Genomic DNA, 22,798 nt, shown 5'->3' with positions numbered 1-22,798 from the left:
CCGAGGAACCGGCTCAGGTCTCGCGGCGGCGCGCCCGGGGCCGGTCGGGCCACGCCACCATCACCGCCGGCAACACCCCCAACGTGCACACCAGGCTGAACGACAGCGCGAGCGTCAGCAAAACGCCCATGCTGGCCGTGCCCGGATGCGCCGACAAGGCCAGCGAGCCAAAGGACGCCACGGTGGTCAGGGCGCTGAACACCACGGCGCGGGGCGTGCTGGACTCCAGGACCTGGGTCATGGCGCCCGCCTCGCGCGCGCGTCCCACCACGTGGATGGCCCCCGCCACCCCCAGCCCCACCAGCAAGGGCAGCACGATCACGTTGGCGAGGTTCAGCGCCTGCCCCAGCAACTCGGCCGCCGCCCCGGTCAGCACCCCGGCCAGCAGCACGGGCGCGAACACCAGGACAAGAGCCTTGAGACGGGGCACCATCGCCAGCAGCATCGCGCTGACCAGCACCAGGGCAATCACCGCCGCCTCGGTGAAGGCCGAAAGCATGGTGGCGGCCGCCTCGACAATGGTGATCGGCGCGCCGGTGGCATGCGGCGCCACGCCGCGCACCGCGTCCACGAAGGCCGCGCGGGCCTTGGCGTCGCGCAGGTCGGCGGCCGGGAACACTTCCAGGCGCAGCACGCCGCCCTCGCCCTCGTAACGCTGGCGCAAGACCGCCGGGACGTCGTCCAGCCCGACCGGCCGGGCGTCGAGCCCGTCGCGCAGGCGGGCCAGCACCGGCACCAGCCCCCCCATCAGCCCCTGGTCCAGCCGCGCGAGGGTCGCGGGGTCGTCGGGCTGGGCGGCCAGGGCCTGGGCCAGGCGGCCGGCGGCCACCCCCACCGCGCCCGCGTCGGCGCGCGCGCTGGTTTGCGTGAGCAGCGCGATCAGCCGGGCCCGGGCCTGGGCCAGGGCATCCCCGTCGGGGGCCGGTCCCCTGGGCCCGGCCAGGGTCGGGCCCAGCACCGCCGCCAGATCGGCGATCACGTCTTGCTTGTCGTCCTGGTCGGCGGGGATCAGCGCGGGCAGGCTGGCGACGCCCTTGACCTCGGGCAGGGCGCGCAGGGCCTCGCCCAGGCGCCGGGCCTCGGCCGGATCGGCGGCCAGCACGTTGACGGCGTAAGGGTCCACCCCGGGCTCGGCCATGACATCGAACAAGGTGGAAACCGATTCGGTCGCCGGGTCCTTCAGGTTCAAGGGGTCGGCATCAAAGCGCAGATGCAAGGCCACGCCCACGGCCAGCCCCGCCAGCACGGCGGTGATCCCCAGCACCACCCGGGGATGGCGCTCGGGCACGCGGCCCAGCCCGACCAGGGGCCCGGCGCCCAGCGGCCGCACCCGCGCCGGCCACAAGGTGAGGAAGGCCGGCAGCACGCTCAGGTTCAAGAGGAGCGCGATCCCCATGCCCGCCCCCGAGATCAGGCCCAACTGGGCAAGCCCCAGGTAGTCGGTGGGCAGGAAGGCCAGGAAGGCCAGGGTGGCGGCCAGCGCCGACAGCACCAGCGACGGCCCCGTGCCCCGGGCGGCCTCGATCAGGGCCTGGGCGTTGGCCGTGCCGGCCGCGACCAGTTCCCGATAGCGCAGGCCGTAATGTAGGCCGAAATCCACCGACAGGCCGATGAACAGCACGGCAAAGGCCACCGAAATCAGGTTCAGCGTGCCCACGGCCACGGCGGCGAAGCCGGCGGTCAGCACCAGCCCGGCGAGCAAGGCGCTCAACGTGGCGCCGATCAGCACGCCCGAGCGCAGCCCGATGACCAGAAGCAGGGCCACGACCCCCAGGGACACCAGGTTGGCCAGGCCCATGCTGGAGCGCACCGTGCCCAGCTCTTCCTGGGCCAGGGCGGCGCCCCCGGTCAGACGGACGCGAAAGCCGGCCTCGGGGGTCAGTCCCTGGGCGCGGGCGGCCTCGCGCACCGCCGCCATGGCCTGCCCGGCCGGCGACAGCGACCCGTGATCAAGCACCGGCCGCACCACGATCAGGCGCCGGCCCGGGGTGCCGGCAGTGTTCCCGCGCACCGCCAGGACACTCGACCAGTCCAGGCCCGGACCTTGCGCCTGGGCGGCCGTGGGCACGACATCGGCCAGGCGATCGAGCACCGGGGCCAGCATTTGGGGTGGCGCCATGCCGGCGGCCTGCGCCTGTGGCCCCAGGGCCAGATCCAGGGCATCGGCCAGCCCGCGCAGCGAGGGATCGTGCCACAGCCCGCCCAGCAGGGGCTGGGCCCGGATCAACGAATCGGAAAGGGCTTCCAGGCGATCAAGCGGCAGGTAGAGAAGGCCGTTTTGCCGGAAGAAGGGCAGGCCGGCCACGTCCTGGACGCTGGCGATCACGTCCGGGCGCCCGGCCAGGGCCGCGACCAGATCCTGGGCGGCCGTGTCGATCCGGTTGGGGTCGAGGCTGTCGAGCACCACCAGGATTTCGTCGCCCTGGGTCGGGAACGCCGCCTTGTAGCGGGCCAGATCCTGCTGAAACGGCAGGTCGGGCGACAGCATGGCCGAGGTATCGGTGCGAATGCCCAGGTGGGTGGCGATCGCCCCGCCCGACAGCGCCATCACGACCACCAGGCCCGCCAGGACCAGGCGCGGCCGGCGCATCACCGCCCCGATCCACGCCACGCACGCCCGGACCAGGGCGCGTTCCAGGCGAGAGGAAGGGCCGGCAGGCGAAGGGGGAACAGGGGCGGGCTCGACGGAACCGGAAACCGGAGGAACAACACCGGCGGAAGGCTTCATGGGCATCTCCGAGGGGAACGCACCAACGCGGCCCGTCCGGCTGGACGGCCCGCGCGAAAGCGCCGGTTATAGCCCAGGGAGGGGGGCTCTCACCACCCACGGGATACGGAAAAAACCTCAGCGTCGGATGGAAAGCGACGCGCCGGGCGGGCTCGTGCCCGGGGAAGCCGCGCCCCGGGGAGCGGCTCCGGCGGACGGCGTGACCGGCCCGGGGAAGGTATCCAAAAGCGCCCGGGCCAGCGGCGCCAGCGCGCCCATCAGATCGGGGGAGGGATCGGTCATCGTGGCCCGGCCCTGGTAGACGGTGCGGTTGTCGGCGGTGATGGTCACGGCCAGGGTTTTGGGGATCGCCCCGCCCGGGGCCGGCGCGGCCGCCTGCTGGGCGTGACCGCCGCCCAGCACCTGCGGCCCCGGGGCCTGCCAGCTGAAGCCATAGATCAACCCGGCCTCGGCCGTCGCGCCCCCGCCCATCGTGGCCTCGACCCCGACCCGCCACGCGGCATGCGCCGCCGTTCCGCCCACGGTGCGCCGGTGGCCCAGCCGCTCCAGGTACGCGGCAACCAGATTGGCGGCGGCGCGGAAGGCCGGATCGGCGGCCTGGGCCTGGCTGGCGGGCACGATGGCGAACGTGGTGGGGGGCGGCGTGGCCGGCAACACATGAGAACGGCTGACCTCGATCGGCCCCGGCGCGACCTCGCTGTCCGCGCACGCCGCCAGGGCCAAGGCCGTGCCCAGGGCCAGCAACACCAGGCCCCGCCGGGAGTGTCCCCGGCCGGCACCGGATCGCGAACAAAAAGACCGTGGTGGCATGGCCAGCCTCCCCTTCAGGTGAGCCGCGCCCGTGCCCGAACGCGGACAACGAGCCCACGCAGCATACGCCATTGCGCCGTGTCGTGTCCCCCCCCCTGCCCCCGCGCCGGCCGTCCGCGCGCCACGAGGCATGATGTCCGGGAGTGCCCCTTGAAGACCGGCATGGAGACCCTTGCCTGGATAAAACACTTAAAACGAGATAAAAACAGGGACGCCAACGCGTCTGCCCCTGGTGGAATGGCAAGGGCCGCGCCGGATCCTCGCCAGCCCTGTCTCCTTGCGGTTCGAGCGTTGGCACCGATCCGCTTCGGGAACGTCGCGCCCCTGATCCACGAGAGACCGCCATGTCCGCCTTGTATACCCTGGCTTTCCTGGGAACGATCCCGCCCGGCGTGGAAACGGCCCTGCGGAACACCCTGGCGCAGGCCCTGGCCTCCTTTGGGCTGGCACTCGACCGCGACGTCGAGGTGGCCCCCCTTGAGGCCTTGTTGAAAATCCCGGGCTCGCGGGCCAGGGCGGCCTTGTATTTCGGCGCACCGGGAGCGGTGGACTCCCCCGCTCTTTCCACTCTCATCGGCCAGTACGTTCCGATGATCCCCGTGGTTTCCCGCCTCGACGCCTTCCAAGACGAGATTCCCCCCAGCCTGCGCCATCTGAACGGCATGGCCCTTGGAACCGACCCCGACTACGTCCCCCTCGGGATGGCTCTTCTGGAATGCGTGGGCCTGTTGCCTCGCCAGCGTCGGATTTTTCTCAGTTATCGACGCAATGAAGCCGGACTCGCCGCGCTTCAGCTGTATGAAAATCTGTGCAGTCGCAAATTCGACGTTTTCCTGGATACCCACGACATTCTTCCGGGTCAGGATTTTCAAGAAACTCTTTGGCACCGGCTGCGCGATTGCGACGTTCTCGTCATGCTGCATACGCCTACGTATTTTGGGAGCCCGTGGACAAGGCAGGAGTTCCATCGCGCCCTGGCCCGGCAGGTCTCGATCCTGCGCCTCGGATGGCCCGGTTCGCTGGCGGATCGACGCACGGCCCTGGCCCACTCGATCGACCTGGACGCTGAAGAAATCGAACCGGATGGCAGACTGTCGCTCCCGACCGTCGAAAAAATCTGGTTAAAGGTCGAAAGCCTGCGTAGTGCCAGCCTGGCGCTGCGCCATGCCTCCCTGGCCGGGGCCGTGACCGAGCAGGTCACCCGCATCGGGGGGAGCGTCGAGGGGATTGGCGCCCACCGCTCCATGGCCCTGACCCTTCCCAGAGGAAAGAAGATGACCGCGTTCACCTGTCTTGGGGTTCCCTCGGCCGAGATCATGCATGATCATGTGTTGATCGGAGACAAAAATGCCCCCCTGGCCCTGGTGTATGACGCCCAGGGGTATTCCGATCGCCTGAACACCCATTTGACTTGGTTGGGGCGGCAGATCACGGACATCACCAGCTACCCCGTGCATAACATTGGCTGGGGACTCGCCGCGCTGGAGGACTCATGAACGCCATCTTCCTGTCGGCCAGCGTGCCCGTGCCCGGACGCGGGGACTACGCCAAGACAGCCAACCCCACCTTGATCCAGTTCGCCGTCTCGGCCCTGGTCCGCGTGGTTTTGGGGCGGCGACTGCTGGTTTGGGGAGGGCATCCGGCCATCACCCCCATGGTGCGGGCGGCGGCCGAGGATCTGAACGTCACCCTGGGCCACTGGGTCCGGCTCTACCAAAGCCGTTTTTTTGACGGCCTCTATCCCGACGACAACGCGGCGTTTCCCGACGTGGTACCTGTGGAGGCCGTGCCCGATGACCGGGACGCCAGCCTTGAAGTCCTGCGCCGCCGGATGATCGGGGATCACGCCTTTTCGGCTGCGGTCGTGATCGGTGGCATGGACGGGGCCGAGCGCGAAGCCGGGTTGTTCGCGGCGATGCACCCCACCGCCCTCCTGCTTCCGGTGGCGTCCACCGGCGGCGCGGCCTTGAAGCTCCACCAGCGCCTCACCCCCGACGATGCCGAGACGGCCTTTTCGGTAAGCTACATCGAGTTATTCGCCAACCGGCTTGGCATTGACCCCGCGGGGCCGCGCGCCCCGAAGGACAGCTCCCCCGCTCCTTCGCGGCCCCCAAGCCCCTTCGCCTTGGGGTAGGCGCGTCCCGGGAACCAGGCCCCCGGCGCGCGCGGGCCCTTACGAGGCCGGTTCCAGCTCGGCGCGCACCTGCTGGCGCAGGGCATCCAGGGGGATCGGGCCGCCCGGACGGTCCACGTGCCAGAAGGTCCAGCCGTTGCACGCGGGCGCGCCTTGCACCGCCGCCCCGACCTGATGAATCGAACCCTTGTGCTGGCCCCGGACCGAGGTCGCGACCAAGGTGCCGTCGGCGCGCACCCGGGCCGTCCAGCGCCGGCCGGCGTCGCGCAGCACCGCGCCCGGCTCCAGAAGGCCGCGTTCGATCACCGTGCCAAAGGGAATGCGCGGCTCGCTGCGCTTCGAGGGCGTGCGCAGCAGGTCCGGATCGGCCACCGGCTCCACCGCGTTGATGCGGGCTTGCGCCGCCTTGATGTAGCGCTCCTCGCGTTCGATCCCCAGCCAGCGCCGGCCCAGGCGCCGGGCCACCGCCGCCGTGGTGCCCGTGCCCAGGAACGGGTCCAGCACCACGTCCCCGGGCCGGGTCGACGACAAGATCACGCGATACAGCAGGCTTTCGGGCTTCTGGGTCGCGTGGACCTTCTGCCCCTCGTCATCGCGCAGACGCTCGGTGCCGGTGCACAAGGGCAGCGTCCAGTCGCTGCGCATCTGCGTGCCCTCGTTGAGGTTCTTCATCGCCTCGTAATTGAAGGTGTACTTCGCGTCGGGCGATTTCGAGCACCAGATCAAGGTTTCGTGCGCGTTGGTGAACCGGGTGCCCCGGAAATTGGGCATCGGGTTGGACTTGCGCCAAATCACATCGTTCAGCACCCAGAAGCCCAGGTCCTGCAACGTCGCGCCGACGCGAAAAATGTTGTGGTAACTACCGATCACCCACAGCGTGCCATCCTCCTTCAGCACCCGCCGGGCCTCGGACAACCAGTCGTGCGTGAAGGCGGCGTAGGCTTGGGGACTGTCGAAACGGTCCCAGTCGTCATCCACCCCGTCCACCCGGCTGTTGTCCGGGCGGTGCAGGTCGCCTCCCAACATGAGGTTGTAGGGAGGATCCGCGAAAATGAGATCAATGGATCCGGCGGGGAGCGTCCGCATCGTTTCGATGCAGTCACCCTGGAGGATTCGGTTGCAGAGGAGTCCGTTCATCATACGAGCACTGTGGCAGCGTTCTGTTACCGGCGCATTAACAAATGGAATCAGGCGGTTGCGGCGCTACCTGCATAAATTACCTTAACTTGGGCCCTTCCCCCACGATCTGGGGCCTCCGCTTCGATTCGCCTACCGGATGTCGTGCCCTATTCCGCCAGAAAAATCCACAAGATCTTAACGCGACTCGGCCTCCGGTTAACATTTCCTCGCTTCCAGCTGGAATCACTCCAACCGGGACACGGCACTCCCTCTTCCAATTATCCTTTTTATTTCAATTGATTAGGCAGATTCCCCGGGCATTTTAACTCTCATGGCGATAGCCAATTCGCGTCGCGCATCCTTAAGTAATGCGCCCGTCCTTTTTCCAGGCTTCACGCGCGCCCCCGGCTTTTGCCCCCGGAAAAGAGCCCCCCGGGCCCCCGCGACCGCCCCCCGGCCGTGGGCCGCGAGCCCGCCGATCTCCCCGGGGAATCCTCCCCAGGTTGTTTTTTGGTCTCGTCCCGAGGCACGGCCCCAGGGGAGGGAACCGCGCTGGTCGGGGTGCTTGAGTTTCCCCCGCCAAGCCGTTACCCCCAGGGGCATGCCCTGTCCTCCTGCCTGAAGGGGTCCTCCCGTGAGCGATCGGAAGCCCGTGCCCGTGCCCGCCCAGCAGCTTCTCCCCCCCCTGCCCCTCGGACGCTTGAACGCGCTGTCGTGGGGACAGGCCAGCGCCGCCGTGGTGGGCGTCTGCGCGCTCTTGATGCTGTTCATCGACCATCCGCTGGCGCTCGCCCTGAAGGCCGGTGTTCCCCCTGGCCTGATGGCCGTGGGACACGCGCTTTCGACCATCGGCGAAGCCTCGTGGTGGTATCTCCTGGCCGGAGGGGGGATGGTCGTGTGCCTGGGCGCCGCCCACCGCGCGCGCGCGCGCGCCACGGAGCGCCTTTGGTTCCAGCGCGCGCGGGCCTTTGTTTTCCTGTTCGCCGTTCTGGTCTCGTCGGGACTGGTGGTCACGCTTCTGAAAGGCGTGATCGGACGAGCCCGGCCCCGGCTGCTGTTCGCCGACGGCACCACGGGGTTTTTCCCCTTTGCCTTCGCGTCGAACTACAACGCCTTTCCCTCGGGGCATTCCCAGGTCATCTGGGCGGCCATGGCCACCTTGGCCCTGTTCATGCCCCGCTGGCGGGTTGGTTTCCTGGGAGTCGCGCTCTTGGTTTCCCTCAGCCGGATTCTGGTCACCGCGCATTTCCTGAGCGACGTGGTCATGGGCGCCGCCCTCGGCCTGGGAACGGTGCTGATCGCGCGTCGCTTCGCCGAGGCTGGCGATCCGGCCCTGGGGGGCGGCCCGCTGCCCTGCTTCCTGCCCCGCGCCTGATCGCCCTTGCGCGGCCTGACCTCGAAGGAACGCGGGGCCCGTTGCCCCGCTTCCCGTCCCCGGGCGGGTTCGGGGGCGCGTGCGGTCAGACCTCGACCGGAACCGGATCGCGAAAGGCCGGGTGCACCCCGTTGCCCTCGGGGTTCAGGCGCTTCAGCAAGGCCTCGAACGCCGCGGCCGGCACCGGCCGGCTGTACAAGAACCCCTGGCCCTGGTGACAGCCCAAGGTGCGCAGGAACGTGACCTGCTCGTTGGTTTCCACCCCTTCCGCGACCAGGCGCAGCCGCAGCGCCGACGCCATGCTGGCGATGGCGCGGGTGATGGCCATGTCGTCGGCGTTGTTGGGCAGATCGACCACGAACGAGCGATCGATCTTTATGTAATCAATGGGAAAGCGCTTGAGATAGCCGAACGACGAATACCCGGTGCCGAAGTCATCAATCGACAAGGTGATTCCCAGGGATTTCAGCCGCTTCAACACCCGTACCGCCTGATCCCCATCCTCGACCAGCATGCTTTCGGTCAATTCCAGGTCCAGCATCGCCGGATCCAGCGCGGTTTCGTCCAGGATCGCGCGCACCTTTTCGGCCAGGTCCGGATCGTTGAACTGACGGGCCGACAGGTTCACGCCCATGCGCAAGGCCGGAAGCCCGCCTTGCTGCCAGGTGGCCGCCTGGGCGCACGCCTGGCGCAGCACCCATTCCCCGATCGGCTGCACCAGGCCGGTTTCCTCGGCCACCGGCACGAACTCCACCGGCGAGACCTTGCCAATGTCGCGGCCATCCCAGCGCAACAGGGCCTCGGCCCCCAGCACCTCGCCCGAGACCAGATCGACCTTGGGCTGGAAGTGCACCTCGAACTCGTCGCGCTCCAGGGCCCGGCGCAGGCCGGTTTCGATATGCAAGCGGCGCACCGCGTCCGCCGACAGCTTGGGGGTATAAAACATCACCGAGCTGCATTTCTGGCGCTTGGCATGGTGCAAGGCGGTATCGACATTGCGCAGCAAGGTGGAAACGTCGTCGCCGTCGTCGGGGAAGCGGGCAGCCCCCACCGACACGGAGGTGAACACCTCGCGCCCGCCGATGTCATACGGACGCACCAGATCCGTCATCAAAGCCTCGGCCCGCTGGCGCACGGCTTCACTGTCCGCGCCTTCGCCCAGGAACACGGTGAACTCGTCGCCCCCCAGGTGGGCCAGCATGTCGTCATCGAGCGGGCGCAGGTGCTTTTCCAAGCGGTCGGCCATGGCCCGGATCACCTGATCGCCCATGACATGGCCCATGGTGTCGTTAATCTTCTTGAAGTGGTCGATGTCCACGAACAAGACGGCAAACCCCAAGGGACCATCCGGGGTCAGGGCCCGCGATCGCGCCTTTTCCAGGTGCTCGCGCAGCAAAACACGGTTGGGCAGGCCGGTCAGGGGATCGCGGGTCGCCAGGGTCACCAGTTGCTCTTCGTGTTCCTTGCGCTCGGTAATATCGCGGATGACCCCCACGAAACGGCGCCGTCCTTCCTGCGCGACCACCGACAAGGCCAGCTCGATCGGAAATTCCGAGCCATCGAGGCGCCGCGCGCGCAGCTCCCGACCGATGCCGATGACGCGCGACTGTCCCGTTTTCAGGTAAGTCCGCATGTGCTGGTCGTGGGCGCGCGCCTCGCGGGCCGGCATCAAAAGGGTGATCGAGCGGCCAATGATCTCTTCGGCCCCCACGCCGAACAGCCGTTCCGCCGCCTTGTTGAAGCGTTCGATCCGGCCGGCCTCGTCGGTCACCACCAGGGCGTCCACCATGGTGTCGGTGACCGCGCGCAAGAACGCGGCCTGGCGGTCGGCCTCGCGGTGGGCCCGCGCCCGTTCGGACACGTCGCGGGCCACGAACAGAACGCTTCCCGATCCCGCCTGATCCGATCCGCCGTAGGGCGACACGCTCATCAGCACCTCGATGTCGGTGCCGTCGGCGCGCATCAGGCGCCCGGGCAGGGGCCGGCGCGCCCGCACCGGACCGCCCAGCAACGCCACCAGATCGCCCAGGGTGTCGGGAGGAACCAGCAGATCGACCGGCCGCCCGATCAACGCGGTGGGGCTGACGCCCAGCAAGGAAGCCCCGGCCGGGTTCACGTGCACCACCCGGCCGTCGCGCACCACGCAGGCCAGATCCGGGGCCATGTCGATGACCACCGCGCCGTCAAGGTCGGTCTCCAGACCGGGCAGGTCCAGCGCCGACAAGCCCCGTAGCGGTTCTTCCAGCGACGCGGCGGCCTGGTCGATCAGCCGGGCATAGCCAATCCGCCGCCCGGCGTTGTCCTCGTGCTCGATCAGGTGGGCGTAGCCGACAATGGTGGTCAGGGCGGTGCGCACGTCGTGTTCCAGGCCGGTCAGCTGCCGGCGGGTGCGCTCGCCATTCTCCTGCAAGGTTTCAAGCGCGGCGCGCAGCGCGGCCCGGCGCACCACCCGGTGCAAGGTGTCGTGGGTCACGCTGGCCCGGGGCAGGCATTCATAGGCGCCCAGGTCAATCAAGGCCTCGACATGGTCTTCCTGCCCCTCGCCCGCCAGGGCGATCACCGCCGTCCGGGTGGCCGTCGCCGCCGCCATCACCAGGCGCAGGCTGGCGGGATCGTGGTGTCCGGAACAATCAAGATCGATCACCGCCACCTGATGGTTTCCCTGACGCAGGGCCGCCACGCCCGCCGCCACGGTGTCCACGGTGGTCAAAACGATCCCCCAGCCGTCGGCATCAGCCTGAAACGACGATACCGCGTCTCCAGGGGCTGTCTGGTTTTCGATCAATAATACCTTGAGCATCGAGCCTCTCGCTCACGCCACACTTCCCTCTGCCTTTCACCCCGAAAGCCCCCTATTCGTTGTGCGGCATCAGTGATGATACCCTTTTCCGTGCACGATGGGTATCCACGTTTATGTCGGAAAGGGGTCGTTCATGGTGTTCGATATCGCGTTTTTGAATAGGTTCTCCGGTGAGGAGAAGCACTCGCCTGAATGCCGAAGAAAAACGCCCTCTCCCCCGGGTCGGATTCATCCGACCCCGTACCCGTTTTTCGGGCGGCGCAGCCGTTCATTACGAATCACAAAGTATATATTTATATCCTAAATGGTGTAATCGATCCGAGAACCTCACAAATCGAGGCCCCCGGATCGTCCGGATTTCTAGGCGCGACGCCAGGTCGTGCCCCCGGGCCCGTCCTCCAGCACGATTCCCTCGGCGGCGAGGGCGTCGCGAATCGCATCGGCCGCGGCGAAGTCGCGGGCAGCCCGGGCCGCCTTGCGCGCCTGGATGCGTTCCTCGACCCGGGCGGCCAGGTCGGCGTCGTCCGCCGAGTCGCCCGCCCGCCACGCGGCCGGATCCTGGCCCAGCAGGCCCAAAAGCGCGCCCGCCGCCAGGATCCGGCCCTTGAGCCGGCTTTGATCCTCCGGTGTTTCCGCCTTGTTGAGGGCACCGACCAGGGCGTGCAGCTCGGTCAGCGCGCGCGGCGTGTTGAGATCGTCGCACAGGGCCGCCAGCACGCCCTCGGGCACCGGGGCGGCTTCATCGGCCGGAACATCCGCGACCCGGCCAAGCGCGGCATAGAACCGGTCGAGGGTCCGGCGGGCCTGGTCCAGCCCGGCGTCGGTCCAGTCCAGGGGCTGGCGGTAGTGGGTGGACAGCAGCCCCAGGCGCACGGCCTCGCCCGGCGCGCGGGCCAGCAGATCCTGAACGGTGAGGAAGTTGCCCAGCGACTTGGACATCTTTTCGCCGTTCACCATCAGGTAGCCGTTGTGCATCCACACCCGGGCAAAGGTGCCGGGCCCGTTGGCGCACACGCTTTGGGCGATCTCGTTTTCGTGGTGAGGGAAAACCAGATCCAGGCCGCCGCCGTGGATGTCGAAACTTTCGCCCAGGTAACGGGCGCTCATGGCCGAGCACTCGATGTGCCAGCCGGGCCGCCCCCGCCCCCAGGGGCTATCCCACCCGGGCAAGGTGTCGTCGGAGGGCTTCCACAGCACGAAATCGGCCGGATCGCGCTTGTAGGGGGCCACCTCGACCCGCGCGCCCGCGATCATGTCGTCGCGCGAACGCCGCGACAGCCGCCCGTACTCGGGCATCGAGGGCACGCTGAACAGCACATGCCCCTCGGCCTCGTAGGCGTGGCCCCGGTCGATCAGCCGCGCGATCAGGCGCTGCATGTCCTGGATATGGCGGGTGGCGCGGGGTTCCTCGTCGGGAGGCAGGGCGCCCAGCGCGCTCATGTCGTCATGGAAATGCACGATGGTGCGCGCCGTGATCGCGTCGATCGGCTCGCCGGCCTCGCGGGCGCGGGCGTTGATCTTGTCGTCCACGTCGGTGATGTTGCGCACGTAGGTGACGCGCGGATACAAACGACGCAGCAGCCGGGTCAGCACGTCGAACACCACCACCGGACGGGCGTTGCCGATGTGGGCCCGGTCGTAGACCGTGGGCCCGCAGACATACAACCGCACGTGATCGGGCTCGATCGGCTCGAACGGGTCGCGCCGCCCGGTCAAGGTGTTGTGCAAGAAAAGCGAGGGGGCAACGGGAGCGTTCACGAACGGAACTCCTTCTGAACGATCGGCGCGAACAAAAGACAAAACGAGGGACGGACGGACCGTCAGGCTTTTTCGCCCGCGAGACGCGCCAGAACCCGCTCGCGGCCCATCAGGGGCAGCAAGGCGGCCATCTCGGGCCCGTGATCGAGCCCGGTCAGGGCCAGGCGCAAGGGCCGGAACAAGGCGCGCCCCCCCCGGCCGGTGGCGGCCTTCACGGCCCCGGTCCAGGCCTTCCAGGTTGTTTCATCCCAGGGCGCGGCCGGCAGGCAGGCCGCCGCCCGGGCCAGGAAATCCTCGTCCTCCGGTGCCCGGACCGGCTCGATCGTGCCGTCGATCACCGCGAGCCAGGCCGGCAGTTCGTCCAGGCGGGTCAGGTTGGCGTGCAAAACCGCCCAGTGCGCCTCGCTCACCGCGTAGCCGCGCGCGCGCACCTGGCTCCCGTCCAGGGCATGCACGACGCGGGTGCTGAGCCGGGCCAGGTCGGCGGGGTCCAGGCGCGGCTGGGCGCGGCCAAAGGCCTCCAGCCGGAAGGCGCGGGCGTGCGCGTCCCAATCCAGCGTCGGGTCGGGGGCGGTGCCCGAGCCCAGCGCGGCCATCAGGGCGACGATCGCGGCGGCTTCGATGCCCTCGTCGCGCAGATCGCCAATCGACAAGGCGCCGTCGCGCTTGGACAATGGCCCGCCATCGGGCCCCAGGACCAGGGGCAGGTGCGCCCACGCCGGCGGCCGCCCGCCCAGGGCCTGGGCGATCTGGATCTGCACCGCCGTGTTGACCACGTGATCCTCGCCCCGGATGACGTGGGTCACGCCGAAGTCCAGGTCATCGACCACCGAGGGCAGGGTATAAAGCAGCCCGCCATCCTCGCGCACCAGCACGGGGTCGGACAGGTGGGCGGCATGGGCGTGGCTGGGGCCGCGCACCAGGTCAACCCAGGTCACATCCCTGGCTTCCAGCAAAAAGCGCCAGTGCGGCCGCCGGCCCTCGGCTTCCAGCCGGGCGCGGTCGGCCTCGCTCAGGGCCAGGGCGGCGCGGTCGTAGACCGGGGGCTTGCCCCGGGCCAGCTGGCGCCGACGCTTGCCCTCCAGTTCCTCGGGCGTTTCGTAGCACGGGTACAAGCGCCCGGCGGCGCGCAGGGTTTCCAGGGCCTCGGCATGGCGCGCCGCGCGGGCCTTCTGGCTTTCCTCGCGCACCCAGGTCAGGCCCAGCCAGGTCAGATCCTCGCGAATGGCCTGGGCGAAGGCCTCGGTGCCCCGGGCCTCGTCGGTATCGTCCATGCGCAAGATCAAGGAACCGCCATGGGCGCGGGCATACAGGGCATTGAGCACGGCAATGCGCGCGTTGCCCAGGTGCAGGCGGCCGGTCGGGCTGGGAGCAAAGCGGACCACCACCGCCCCCGCCGGATCACGCGGGGACGGGGGAAACTCGGTAGCCGAAGAATCGGCCAAAGGGCTAGACGACGCCATGGAAGCCTTCATCCGGGATAGGCATTGGTAATGGGATAGCGGCGATCGCGACCAAAGGCCAAGGCGGTGATCTTGACCCCGGGCGGCGCTTGCCGGCGCTTGTACTCGGCGCGGCCCAGCAAGGTCCAGACCCGTTCGACCAGGGCGCGGGGCAGGCCGCTGCGCCGGGTGGCCTCGGCCACGCCGCATTGCTCCTCGATCAGAAGCTGCAACACGGCGTCAAGCTGGCTGTAGGGGGGCAAGCTGTCCTCGTCCTTCTGGTCGGGACGCAGCTCGGCGCTGGGCGGCTTGGTGATCACGCGATCGGGCATCACCGGCCCCATCGGCCCCAGGGCGCCATGCGGGCGGTGGGCGTTGCGCCAGCGCGACAGGGCAAACACCGAGGTTTTGTACACGTCCTTCAAAATGGCGAAGCCGCCGCACATGTCGCCGTACAAGGTGGCGTAGCCCACGCTCATTTCCGACTTGTTGCCGGTGGACAGCACCATGGGGCCCAGCTTGTTGGACAGCGCCATCAAGGTCACGCCCCGGGCCCGCGACTGGATGTTTTCTTCCGTGAGGTCGGGCGCGCGCGCGCCAAAGGACGGGGCCAGCATGGTGGAAAACGCGGCCATGGCCGGACCGATGTCGATGGTGTCCAGGCTCACGCCCAGCAGGCGGGCGCACTGCTCCGCGTCCTCCAGGCTTTCGACGCTGGTGTAGGGGCTGGGCATCATCACGGCGTGCACCCGCTCCGCCCCCAGGGCATCGGCGGCCAGCGCGGCCGACAAGGCGGAATCGATGCCCCCCGACAGGCCCAGCAGAACCCCGGGGAAGCCGTTCTTGTCCACGTAATCGCGCAGGCCCACCATCAGGGCCTGATAGATTTCCTCCCAGCGCCCCGGGGCGGCGGGCGGGGTTTGCGGCTGGCAGGTCCAGCGGCCCGAGGGCGCGCGGGTCCAGTCGGTGATCACCACCGACTCCTTCCAGGCCGGGGCGCCGGCCACGACCTCGCCCGTGGCATCGAGCACGAACGAGGCGCCATCGAACACCAGTTCGTCCTGGCCGCCCACCTGATTGACGTAGAGCAAGGGCAGGCCGGTTTCGGCCACGCGGGCCTGCGCGACCGCGAGACGCTGGGGAGCCTTGCCCAGGTCGTAGGGCGAGCCATTGGGCACCACGAGAAGATCGGCGCCCGCCCGGGCCAGGGCGTCGGCGGAATCGGAAAACCAAAGATCCTCGCAGATCATCACCCCCAGGCTGATCCCGCGAAACGACAGGGGCCGGGGCAACGGACCGGGTTCGAACACCCGGATTTCGTCGAACACGCCGTAATTGGGCAGCCGGTGCTTCAAGGTCACGGCCTGGATCCGGCCTTGGTCAAGGAGCACGGCGGCGTTGGCGCGGCCGCCGTCGGTGCGCCACGGCGTGCCAACCAGCAGCGCCGGCCCGCCGTCGGCGGTGACGGCGGCCAGGGCATCGACGGCGGCGCGGGTGGCCTCAAGCACCGAGGCGCGCAGCACCAGGTCCTCGGGCGGGTAGCCAATCAGGCCGAGTTCGGTTCCCACCATGAGATCGGCGCCCTGGGCGGCGGCCTGGGCGCGGGCGGCTTGCACGCGGCGCACGTTGCCCTCGATGTCGCCAACCGTGGGGTTGGCCTGGTGCAAGGCGATGCGAAGTCGATCAGTCATGGGGCGTCCCTGGTAGCGGAACCGGTCAACGCGCCCGCCTTCGGGAGGGGACGCCTTGATGCGAGGAACGGGCGCGCAAGCCCGTCAAAGGGAAGGCAGGCTACGGTTTGGGGGGGCAAAGCGTCAAGGCGCCCCAACAGACCCGCGTTCCTTGATTGAAAACGCGCCGGCCTTGGCAAGCCAGGCCGGCGCGCGTGCCGTGAAGGGCCGGGTGTCAAACGCGGGGGGCCTTCGAAAGGCCCCCCGCCCGCGCGATCAGGCCGCCGGGGTGTCGTCGGCCTTGTCCTTTTCCGGCCACACGAACGAAGCCACGATGCCCGCGCCCAGGGTCCCCAGCACGATCAGCAGGCTGACGGTGGGATCGATGTGCAGGAAGGTCCAGCCAAAGGCGTGTTCGCCCGCCTGGATGGTGAGCTTGAAGGCGATGAAGAACAGCAGCGCGATCACCGCCTTGTCCAGATGGACCAGGTAGCGGGTCAGGGCCGCCAGCACGAAGTAGAGCGAGCGCAGGCCCAGGACGGCGAAGATCATGGCGGCGTAGACCAGGAGCGGCTCCTGGGTGACGGCGATCACCGCCGGCACCGAGTCGAACGCGAACATCACGTCCGAGGTTTCAATGGCGATCAGACACAGGAAGGCCGGGGTGGCGAACAGGGCGGCCGAACCGGTCAACGAGATGGTGGGGTCGGCCTTTTCCAGATCCTTGGCCAGGGCGCGGGGGATGAAGAAGCGGTCGGCGTGCATGCGCGGGAAAACCGGCATGACCTTGCGGGTGAGACGCACCGACCAGTGATCCGAATAGTCGTGGATGTCCTCGTCGGCATCCTTGGTGGTCAGCATCTTCCAGCCGGTCCAGGCCACGATGGCGGCGAAAATGAAGCCCACCCACGGCGCCAGGCTGTAAAGCCCCGTGCCGGCCGCGACGAAGATGGCGCGGAAGACCAGGGCTCCGATGATGCCCCAGTACAAGATGCGGTGCTGAAGCCCGCCCTTGATGCCAAACGACGCGAAAATGGCCATGAAGACCATCAGGTTGTCGATCGACAGGGATTTTTCAAGCGCGTACCCGGCCAGGTACAGATCAGCCCATTCCTTTTCGAACCGGACCCACAGATAAACGTAAAAGGCCAGGGCCAGGCCCACCCAGAACACCGACCACAGGCCAGCGTCCTTCAAGGTAATGGCCTTGTGTTCGCGGTGGGCGAACAGGTCCATGAAGATGGAAAAGGCGATGGCACCAAAAAAGATAATCAGGGTTTCCAGGGGAAAGCCGAAATGATGGTCCATGGAAGATCTCGGGTTATGGGACGGGAAAGGCCTGGGGACACCTTGGAGTGTGTTGAACGTGTGTCCCGTTGTGCCCTGACGTGGGGAGTCTTTAGGACAGGCGCAAGCATGACGAAAGGGCCGGGCTTGCGCCCGACCCTTTCCATTAAAAAAACCGCACGGGCCTACAGGCCAAAATCGGCGGGATTGAGGCCCAGTTCCGACGCCATGCGCGCGACAACCATCCGTTCGTCCTTGTCGAAGTCGCCGTCGGCGGCGCCAATGGCGCAACACACGCGGACCACCAGCTGAGCCTGGGGCTTGCCCTTGAATTTGCCCACGGCCTGCATGACTTCGCCGGTGCCGATGGTCGGGTCGAAGTCGAACTTCTCGACATACGACTGGAACATGCGGATCACGTCGCTTTGATCGAAGACCTTCAGTTGATCCGAGGTCTTCAGGAAGCCCATCATCTTCTGTTTTTCATCGGGCGTGATCGTGCCGTCGGCATAGGCCACCAGGACACACCCCGCCACCACGGCTTCCAGAAGATCCTTGGACTTGAACTTGGTGATCTCGGCATTCAGCGAATCACGGGCTTCCGTGACGTTGCGCTTCAGCCAGTCCGTGAACGACATCGTTCTTTCCTTTCACTTTGATCCGGCGACCCAGCGCATGCCCCAATGATAGTGGGCATCCATGTCGCGATGGTCGCGGAAATAGCGTTCTTCCTTGGTCAGGCGCAGGCGGCCGCCGTCGTTTTCCAGCAAGGCAATGGCGCACATGCCCTGACCACTCGCCGGGTTGTCCAGACGCACCTCGATCTCGGGCTGGCCGGGCATGCGCACCACGGCCACGCCATCGGCCGCCGCCCAGTTGGGCGCGCCTTCGTAGATGAAGGCGAAGACCAAAACCCGACGCAGCTGTGTCAGACGATTCCCGTTCACGCGCATGTTCTCGCCTTCGGCCAAGTCGCCCGTGCGATCGTCGCCGGCGTGGCGAATGAAGGGCGGCGCGTGATAGTCGCCCAGGTTGCCGCCCAGGGCCTGGATGCAGCCCTTCGAGCCGTCGGCGCCTTCCCACAGGCAGCCCAGATCCAGGTCGATGCCCGCGTTCTTGCCCAGAAGGCCGCCCAGGAATCCGCCCCGGCTTCCCCCCTGCGGGCGATGCCAGTTCAGATTGATGGTGATCTCGCCAAACCCGGCATCGGACTTCTTTTCCAGCGAAACCGACTGACCACGCTTTTCAAGCGTGACCTTGGTCAACGACACCGGCCGGGCGGGCGGCGGCGGCGGAGGCGGCGGCGGCGGAGGGGGCGGCGCGGCGGCGGCTTCGTCAGCCACGTCCACCCCATACTGCCGGGCCAGCGGCGCGAGGCCGCCCGCGTAGCCCTGGCCGACGGCGCGGATCTTCCACTGGCCGGCGCGGCGATAGACCCGCACCAAGGTGATGGCGGTTTCGCTCATGCCGGCGGTGGGCAGGGCGAAGCGCGCGACCTCCTCCTTGGTGTTCTTGTCCAAAAGACGGGCCCGCACCCCGGAAAGCGAGGCGAACGACTGCCCGCGCGCCTGGGCTTCGTGGATGGTCAGGCACACGTCGATCGACGCCACTTCGGGGGCCAGCGCCTGAAGGTTCAGATCAAACGCCTGGGGATCCCCTTCGGCCCCCTGGGGCAGGAAGGAAACGGCGCCATCGGGCGAGCGCGGCGCCCCGTAGAACACAAAGTGTTCATCCGAGGGCACCTTGCCCGCCTCGGTCACCAAAAAGGCCGACGCGTCGATCTCCATGCCCGCCGGCGTGCCTGGCATCCAGGCAACGGCCAGCACAAGATCGGTCACGGGTGGCAAGGCCGTGTTGGCCCCCGGCGTGAGCGTTACGCTCATCGGTCTGTTTCCTTCCCTTGGTCCCGGGTTACAGCGCGGCCTTGATGGCCGGCATCATGTCGTGGAAGGTCCGCCCGGTGGTCTTTTCCCCGATGGCATGAATCTTCCACTCGTTGTTGTGGCGATACACCTTGACCATGACCAGACCGGTATGGGATCCGGATTCCGACAGGACAAAGCGGGCCAGTTCCTGGCCGGAGGTTTCGTCAACCAGCCGGGCCGAGGCGTTGGCGATCTTGTCGAAGGTCTGGCCCTGGAACGAGTTGACGGTGAACACCAGTGCCTTGACCGTATCGGGCAGGGCCGCCAGATCCACGCGGATGACCTCGTCGTCGCCATCGCCGGCCCCGGTGCGATTATCGCCCGTGTGCACGATGGCGCCGTTCATGCCCTGGAGCTGACGAAACCAGATTTCGTCGACCAGGGCTCCGGACTGGTCGAACACCAGGCACGAGGCATCCAGGTCGATGTCGCCGGAACCGCCGCCCAGAAGGCCGCCCAGAAGGCCGCCCTTGCGCGCGACGTCCCAGCCCAGCCCCATGAACACCCGGCCCAGGCCCTGGCCTTCCTTCGACAGGCTGATCTTCTGACCCTTGGTCAGGGAAACGCTCATGCGTTTATTCTCCCTAGCCGATGTTCACGCCATAATTCGAAGCCAGAGGCCCGAGGCCACCGGCGAAGCCCTGACCGACCGCCTTGAACTTCCATTCGTCGTTATGGCGGTACAGCTCGCCAAAGATCATCGCGGTTTCGGTCGAGGCATCCTCGGAGAGGTCGTAGCGGGCCAGTTCCTTGCCGTCGGCCTTGTTGACCACGCGAATATAGGCGTTGGCCACCTGCCCGAAGTTCTGGCGGCGCGCCTCGGCTTCGTGAATGGTCACCGTGAAGGCGACCTTCTGCACATCGGCCGGCACCTTGTGGAGATCGACGAACACCACCTCGTCGTCGCCTTCGCCGGCACCGGTGCGGTTGTCACCCTGGTGCACGACCGAGCCATCGGACGAGGTCTTGTTGTTGTAGAAAATGAAGTCCGCGTCCGTGCGGACCTTGCCCGTGGCCCCCAGCAGGAAGGCAGAGGCGTCCAGGTCAAAGTCCGTGCCATCGGTGGCGCGGACATCCCAGCCCAGGCCAACGTCGATGGCGGTCAGGCCCGGCGCCTCCTTGCTGAGCGAGACATTGCCACCCTTGGACAGCGAAACGGCCATGGTTCTATTCTCCTTGTTCCCTTTGAGAGCCCGCGCCAGGGGCCATCCCCGGCACGGAACGGGCCCGCGATTTCGCCTTGTTACAAAGACGAGACGATCCAGCCATGAAAGTCCATCGCGAACCCGACACCACCCCGCCCCCGAACAATCACCCGGGGATTGGGCTGGCCCAGGAATTGGTTCGCATCGCGGCGTGTGTCAAGGCCTCTTTAAAAAGTTATGATCACGCCTCCCTGGACATCAAGGCGGTGTCCGTGCTTTCTATGGCCACGATCTCCTTCGAAAGGCCGAATAAAATGCGGGTGTGGTTCAACAAAGGACTGTCGAACACCTACGATGCGCTGAGACTGATGCGGGCCGAGGATCGGGACGGCCGCCTGACGCTGCGCACCACCGTGACCCGCTTTCCCACGGCGCTTTCGACGGTGGCCGACGAAATCGGCCCCGAACCCCGCTCGCTGTCCGACGACGCCTATGTGGCGTGGTGCCTGGAGGAATGCGCGCAAGCCCGGGTGGACGTGTTCATGCCCCAGCACCGGCGCGACCTGCTGGCCGAGGCGCGCGAATGCTTCGAGGCCCAGGGAACCCGGCTGTCGGTGATGGGCGATGGCGCCGCCCTGAAACGGGCCGAACAGAAGGATGCCCTCTACGAGGACCTGGCCGGCAGCCCCATCCCGGTGCCTGCGTGGCGCCGCTTTTGCACGCTGGACGAATTCGAGGCCGCCTGGGCCGATCTCGGCGGCGCGAACGCCCGCTTGTGCCTGAAGCCATGCGTGAGCGTGTACGGGGCCGGATTTCGCCGTCTGGAAACGGAAGGCAGCGAATACGGCCGCCTGCTGTCCGGCGCGACGGACCGCATCGGGGTGGACGCCTTTCGCTCGGCCCTGGCGGCGTCTCATCAACGCCGCCCCATGATGCTCATGACCTATCTTCCGGGCGTTGAACGCAGTGTCGATGTCCTGGCTCACGAGGGCAGCATCGTGTGCGCGGTTGCGCGCGTCAAGAAAGGAAACGTCCAGTTCCTGGAAACCACCGGCCCCTCGGTGACCCTCGCCGACACCCTGACCCGGCGCTACCACCTGCACGGCGTGTTCAACGTGCAAACCAAGGAAGGCAACGACGGCGTCCCCTATCTGCTGGAAATCAACAGCCGCATGTCGGGCGGCCTGCTGTATAGCTGCCAGTCGGGGGTGGTGTTTCCCTATTGGGCCGCCCTGCTGGCCGGCGGCCTCGCCACCCCGGCCGACGTGCCCCAGCCCCGGGCGGGCCTGTGCGTCGCCCCGGTGCAGGAGTGCCGCGTGGTGCCGGCTTAAGGCGCCCCGGGCTGAGCGCGCCCGTTCCCTTGGGCAACGCGGGGCTGGCGCCCCGGCCCCCCTTGGAGGCTCCGCCTCCAAACCTCCCCTTCGTTTTATCCATGACTCAATAAAGGGATCGAACCATCGCCCCGGATGGGGGCGGGCGATAGCCCGACGGCCAAAGGCCGGGGAAACGCCTCGGGTGTGACGCGATGGCGCTTCCGCCTTCAAATCCTTTTCCTGGGATTATCCTTGACGAACCCAGATCGTAGAGCCATTAGTGATACCACTCGCATGCGCCAGATGGCGCTTCCACTTGGCATCATCTGGAGCTTTTTGAATGGTGCAGCCATGACGTAGTGGAAAACCGTGGAAATGGGTTCGTGAAAAATCTGTATTTATTTAAAACTAATAATTATACAAAATCAATTTACGGCTTACCGATAAATCAATTCACTTATGAACGGGATAGAGACAGGATAAGAATATATGCCAAGAGATATAGACCGCATCGTAGATCAAATGCGGGAATCACCGAATAATGTGCGTTACGAAGACCTCAAAAAAGTTTGTAATTTTTATTTTGGTGTGCCACGCCAAGAAAAAACGAGCCACTGCGTGTTCAAGACACCATGGCAGGGTGATCCCCGAGTGAACATTCAACCGGGCAAAAATGGCAGGGCGAAACCCTATCAGGTCAAGCAAGTGCTTACCGCGATCGATAGAATCAAGGAAGACAATGATGGCAGTTGATCCCTACACCTATCGCGTGGGATGGTCGGCCGAGGATGAAGAATTTGTCGGGACGTGCGTCGAGTTTCCGAGCCTCTCCTGGCTCGACGAAAACGAAGACGAGGCCTTCCGCGGAATTCGTAAGCTCGTGCGGGAAACGGTGGCCGAAATGTCGGCCGCCAGTGAACCGATTCCAGAGCCGATCTCGTTACGGCGATATTCGGGGAAATTTCAGGTGCGGACGACACCAGAAATTCACCGTCGCTTGGCGATAGAAGCGAGTGAAGCCCGAGTTTCGCTCAATCGCTTAGTCAATAGCAAACTCTTGGGTTAGCACTCCCCTGCGTGTGACAGCGACGAGACCTGACAAAATAGACTATCCTGGTGTACCCGGCTGTTGATCATGCCGGAAGCAACGGGATAAGCCGCTTCATTGATTCATGAAAAAAGGGGTTCGGGGCATCGCCCCGGCCGGGTTCGGGCGGGAGCCCAACGGCCGAAGGCTGTAAAACCCAATCTCCCGGTCCCCACGATCGGCATAGGGGGCGGCCGTGAGGCCG

18 protein-coding genes are annotated in these 22,798 nt (G+C 67.0%); 6 read left to right on the top strand and 12 right to left on the bottom strand.

The window, feature by feature from the left end:
* Positions 1-13: 13 nt before the first annotated feature.
* Positions 14-2,728 carry an MMPL family transporter gene (locus ROR02_RS04320; RefSeq protein WP_147162785.1) on the bottom strand — a complete coding sequence of 905 codons (2,715 nt, stop codon included), beginning with the start codon at positions 2,726-2,728 and terminating at the stop codon, positions 14-16.
* Positions 2,729-2,845: 117 nt separating this feature from the next.
* Positions 2,846-3,538 carry a hypothetical protein gene (locus ROR02_RS04315; RefSeq protein WP_147162784.1) on the bottom strand — a complete coding sequence of 231 codons (693 nt, stop codon included), beginning with the start codon at positions 3,536-3,538 and terminating at the stop codon, positions 2,846-2,848.
* 344 nt (positions 3,539-3,882) lie between these two features.
* On the opposite strand from ROR02_RS04315, the gene ROR02_RS04310 reads away from it, so the two are divergent.
* Together ROR02_RS04310 and ROR02_RS04305 are read left to right on the top strand one after the other, a co-directional pair.
* Complete coding sequence (locus ROR02_RS04310; RefSeq protein ID WP_147162783.1) at positions 3,883-5,034, top strand: toll/interleukin-1 receptor domain-containing protein; 1,152 nt, start codon at positions 3,883-3,885, stop codon at positions 5,032-5,034.
* The gene (locus ROR02_RS04305) at positions 5,031-5,672 is read left to right on the top strand and encodes an SLOG domain-containing protein (RefSeq protein ID WP_147162782.1); all 642 of its coding nucleotides are present in this window, start codon (positions 5,031-5,033) and stop codon (positions 5,670-5,672) included. Before ROR02_RS04310 ends, ROR02_RS04305 begins: the two co-directional genes overlap by 4 nt.
* A 39-nt stretch (positions 5,673-5,711) precedes the next feature.
* On the opposite strand, the gene ROR02_RS04300 is transcribed toward ROR02_RS04305, so the two are convergent.
* Positions 5,712-6,812: a site-specific DNA-methyltransferase gene (locus ROR02_RS04300; RefSeq protein ID WP_147162781.1), complete on the bottom strand. Its 1,101-nt coding sequence runs from the start codon at positions 6,810-6,812 to the stop codon at positions 5,712-5,714.
* Positions 6,813-7,425: 613 nt separating this feature from the next.
* Here ROR02_RS04300 and ROR02_RS04295 point away from each other — a divergent pair.
* Complete coding sequence (locus ROR02_RS04295) at positions 7,426-8,166, top strand: phosphatase PAP2 family protein (RefSeq protein ID WP_147162780.1); 741 nt, start codon at positions 7,426-7,428, stop codon at positions 8,164-8,166.
* 85 nt (positions 8,167-8,251) lie between these two features.
* Here the strand turns inward: ROR02_RS04295 and ROR02_RS04290 are convergent, their stop codons facing one another.
* The 9 genes from ROR02_RS04290 to ROR02_RS04250 all read right to left on the bottom strand — a co-directional run bounded on the left by ROR02_RS04290 (position 8,252) and on the right by ROR02_RS04250 (position 20,211).
* Positions 8,252-10,966 (bottom strand): bifunctional diguanylate cyclase/phosphodiesterase, encoded by a 2,715-nt coding sequence (locus ROR02_RS04290; protein ID WP_147162779.1) that lies wholly within the window; start codon positions 10,964-10,966, stop codon positions 8,252-8,254.
* 360 nt (positions 10,967-11,326) lie between these two features.
* On the bottom strand, positions 11,327-12,724 hold the full coding sequence (cysS, locus tag ROR02_RS04285; RefSeq protein WP_147162778.1) for a cysteine--tRNA ligase: 1,398 nt from the start codon (positions 12,722-12,724) through the stop codon (positions 11,327-11,329).
* Positions 12,725-12,786: 62 nt separating this feature from the next.
* On the bottom strand, positions 12,787-14,187 hold the full coding sequence (locus tag ROR02_RS04280; protein ID WP_147162777.1) for a glutamate--tRNA ligase: 1,401 nt from the start codon (positions 14,185-14,187) through the stop codon (positions 12,787-12,789).
* 8 nt (positions 14,188-14,195) lie between these two features.
* Positions 14,196-15,857: an NAD+ synthase gene (locus ROR02_RS04275; protein ID WP_147162776.1), complete on the bottom strand. Its 1,662-nt coding sequence runs from the start codon at positions 15,855-15,857 to the stop codon at positions 14,196-14,198.
* Between the two features lie 255 nt (positions 15,858-16,112).
* A complete protein-coding gene (locus ROR02_RS04270) occupies positions 16,113-17,144 on the bottom strand; it encodes a TerC/Alx family metal homeostasis membrane protein (RefSeq protein ID WP_147162775.1) in 1,032 nt (343 codons plus the stop codon).
* 164 nt (positions 17,145-17,308) lie between these two features.
* The gene (locus ROR02_RS04265) at positions 17,309-17,761 is read right to left on the bottom strand and encodes a tellurite resistance TerB family protein (protein ID WP_147162774.1); all 453 of its coding nucleotides are present in this window, start codon (positions 17,759-17,761) and stop codon (positions 17,309-17,311) included.
* 12 nt (positions 17,762-17,773) lie between these two features.
* A complete protein-coding gene (locus ROR02_RS04260) occupies positions 17,774-19,006 on the bottom strand; it encodes a TerD family protein (protein WP_147162773.1) in 1,233 nt (410 codons plus the stop codon).
* A gap of 28 nt (positions 19,007-19,034) precedes the next feature.
* Complete coding sequence (locus ROR02_RS04255; RefSeq protein WP_147162772.1) at positions 19,035-19,619, bottom strand: TerD family protein; 585 nt, start codon at positions 19,617-19,619, stop codon at positions 19,035-19,037.
* A gap of 13 nt (positions 19,620-19,632) precedes the next feature.
* Positions 19,633-20,211 (bottom strand): TerD family protein, encoded by a 579-nt coding sequence (locus tag ROR02_RS04250; RefSeq protein ID WP_147162771.1) that lies wholly within the window; start codon positions 20,209-20,211, stop codon positions 19,633-19,635.
* A gap of 104 nt (positions 20,212-20,315) precedes the next feature.
* Here ROR02_RS04250 and ROR02_RS04245 point away from each other — a divergent pair, with 104 nt between their 5' ends.
* The 3 genes from ROR02_RS04245 (at position 20,316) to ROR02_RS04235 (ending at position 22,572) form a co-directional block, all read left to right on the top strand.
* Complete coding sequence (locus tag ROR02_RS04245; protein ID WP_246135394.1) at positions 20,316-21,524, top strand: ATP-grasp domain-containing protein; 1,209 nt, start codon at positions 20,316-20,318, stop codon at positions 21,522-21,524.
* A 471-nt stretch (positions 21,525-21,995) separates the two neighbouring features.
* Positions 21,996-22,259 (top strand): toxin HicA, encoded by a 264-nt coding sequence (locus ROR02_RS04240; protein WP_147162770.1) that lies wholly within the window; start codon positions 21,996-21,998, stop codon positions 22,257-22,259.
* Positions 22,249-22,572, top strand: coding sequence for a type II toxin-antitoxin system HicB family antitoxin (locus tag ROR02_RS04235; protein ID WP_147162769.1), 324 nt, complete (start codon positions 22,249-22,251; stop codon positions 22,570-22,572). The genes ROR02_RS04240 and ROR02_RS04235 overlap by 11 nt, the downstream gene beginning before the upstream one ends.
* The last annotated feature ends 226 nt before the right edge of the window (positions 22,573-22,798 follow it).

The organism is Pararhodospirillum oryzae, assembly GCF_007992075.1.
Lineage (GTDB): Bacteria > Pseudomonadota > Alphaproteobacteria > Rhodospirillales > Rhodospirillaceae > Pararhodospirillum > Pararhodospirillum oryzae.
This window is presented reverse-complemented; position numbering and strand designations above follow the sequence as displayed.

Coding starts and splice junctions, on each gene's coding strand:
- ROR02_RS04235 (WP_147162769.1), top strand. CDS start 22,249: ATGGCAGTTGATCCCTACACCTATCGCGTGGGATGGTCGGCCGAGGAT.
- ROR02_RS04320 (WP_147162785.1), bottom strand. CDS start 2,728: ATGAAGCCTTCCGCCGGTGTTGTTCCTCCGGTTTCCGGTTCCGTCGAG.
- ROR02_RS04245 (WP_246135394.1), top strand. CDS start 20,316: ATGAAAGTCCATCGCGAACCCGACACCACCCCGCCCCCGAACAATCAC.
- ROR02_RS04260 (WP_147162773.1), bottom strand. CDS start 19,006: ATGAGCGTAACGCTCACGCCGGGGGCCAACACGGCCTTGCCACCCGTG.
- ROR02_RS04240 (WP_147162770.1), top strand. CDS start 21,996: ATGCCAAGAGATATAGACCGCATCGTAGATCAAATGCGGGAATCACCG.
- ROR02_RS04270 (WP_147162775.1), bottom strand. CDS start 17,144: ATGGACCATCATTTCGGCTTTCCCCTGGAAACCCTGATTATCTTTTTT.
- ROR02_RS04280 (WP_147162777.1), bottom strand. CDS start 14,187: ATGGCGTCGTCTAGCCCTTTGGCCGATTCTTCGGCTACCGAGTTTCCC.
- ROR02_RS04250 (WP_147162771.1), bottom strand. CDS start 20,211: ATGGCCGTTTCGCTGTCCAAGGGTGGCAATGTCTCGCTCAGCAAGGAG.
- ROR02_RS04255 (WP_147162772.1), bottom strand. CDS start 19,619: ATGAGCGTTTCCCTGACCAAGGGTCAGAAGATCAGCCTGTCGAAGGAA.
- ROR02_RS04310 (WP_147162783.1), top strand. CDS start 3,883: ATGTCCGCCTTGTATACCCTGGCTTTCCTGGGAACGATCCCGCCCGGC.
- ROR02_RS04305 (WP_147162782.1), top strand. CDS start 5,031: ATGAACGCCATCTTCCTGTCGGCCAGCGTGCCCGTGCCCGGACGCGGG.
- ROR02_RS04275 (WP_147162776.1), bottom strand. CDS start 15,857: ATGACTGATCGACTTCGCATCGCCTTGCACCAGGCCAACCCCACGGTT.
- ROR02_RS04290 (WP_147162779.1), bottom strand. CDS start 10,966: ATGCTCAAGGTATTATTGATCGAAAACCAGACAGCCCCTGGAGACGCG.
- ROR02_RS04265 (WP_147162774.1), bottom strand. CDS start 17,761: ATGTCGTTCACGGACTGGCTGAAGCGCAACGTCACGGAAGCCCGTGAT.
- ROR02_RS04315 (WP_147162784.1), bottom strand. CDS start 3,538: ATGCCACCACGGTCTTTTTGTTCGCGATCCGGTGCCGGCCGGGGACAC.
- ROR02_RS04300 (WP_147162781.1), bottom strand. CDS start 6,812: ATGATGAACGGACTCCTCTGCAACCGAATCCTCCAGGGTGACTGCATC.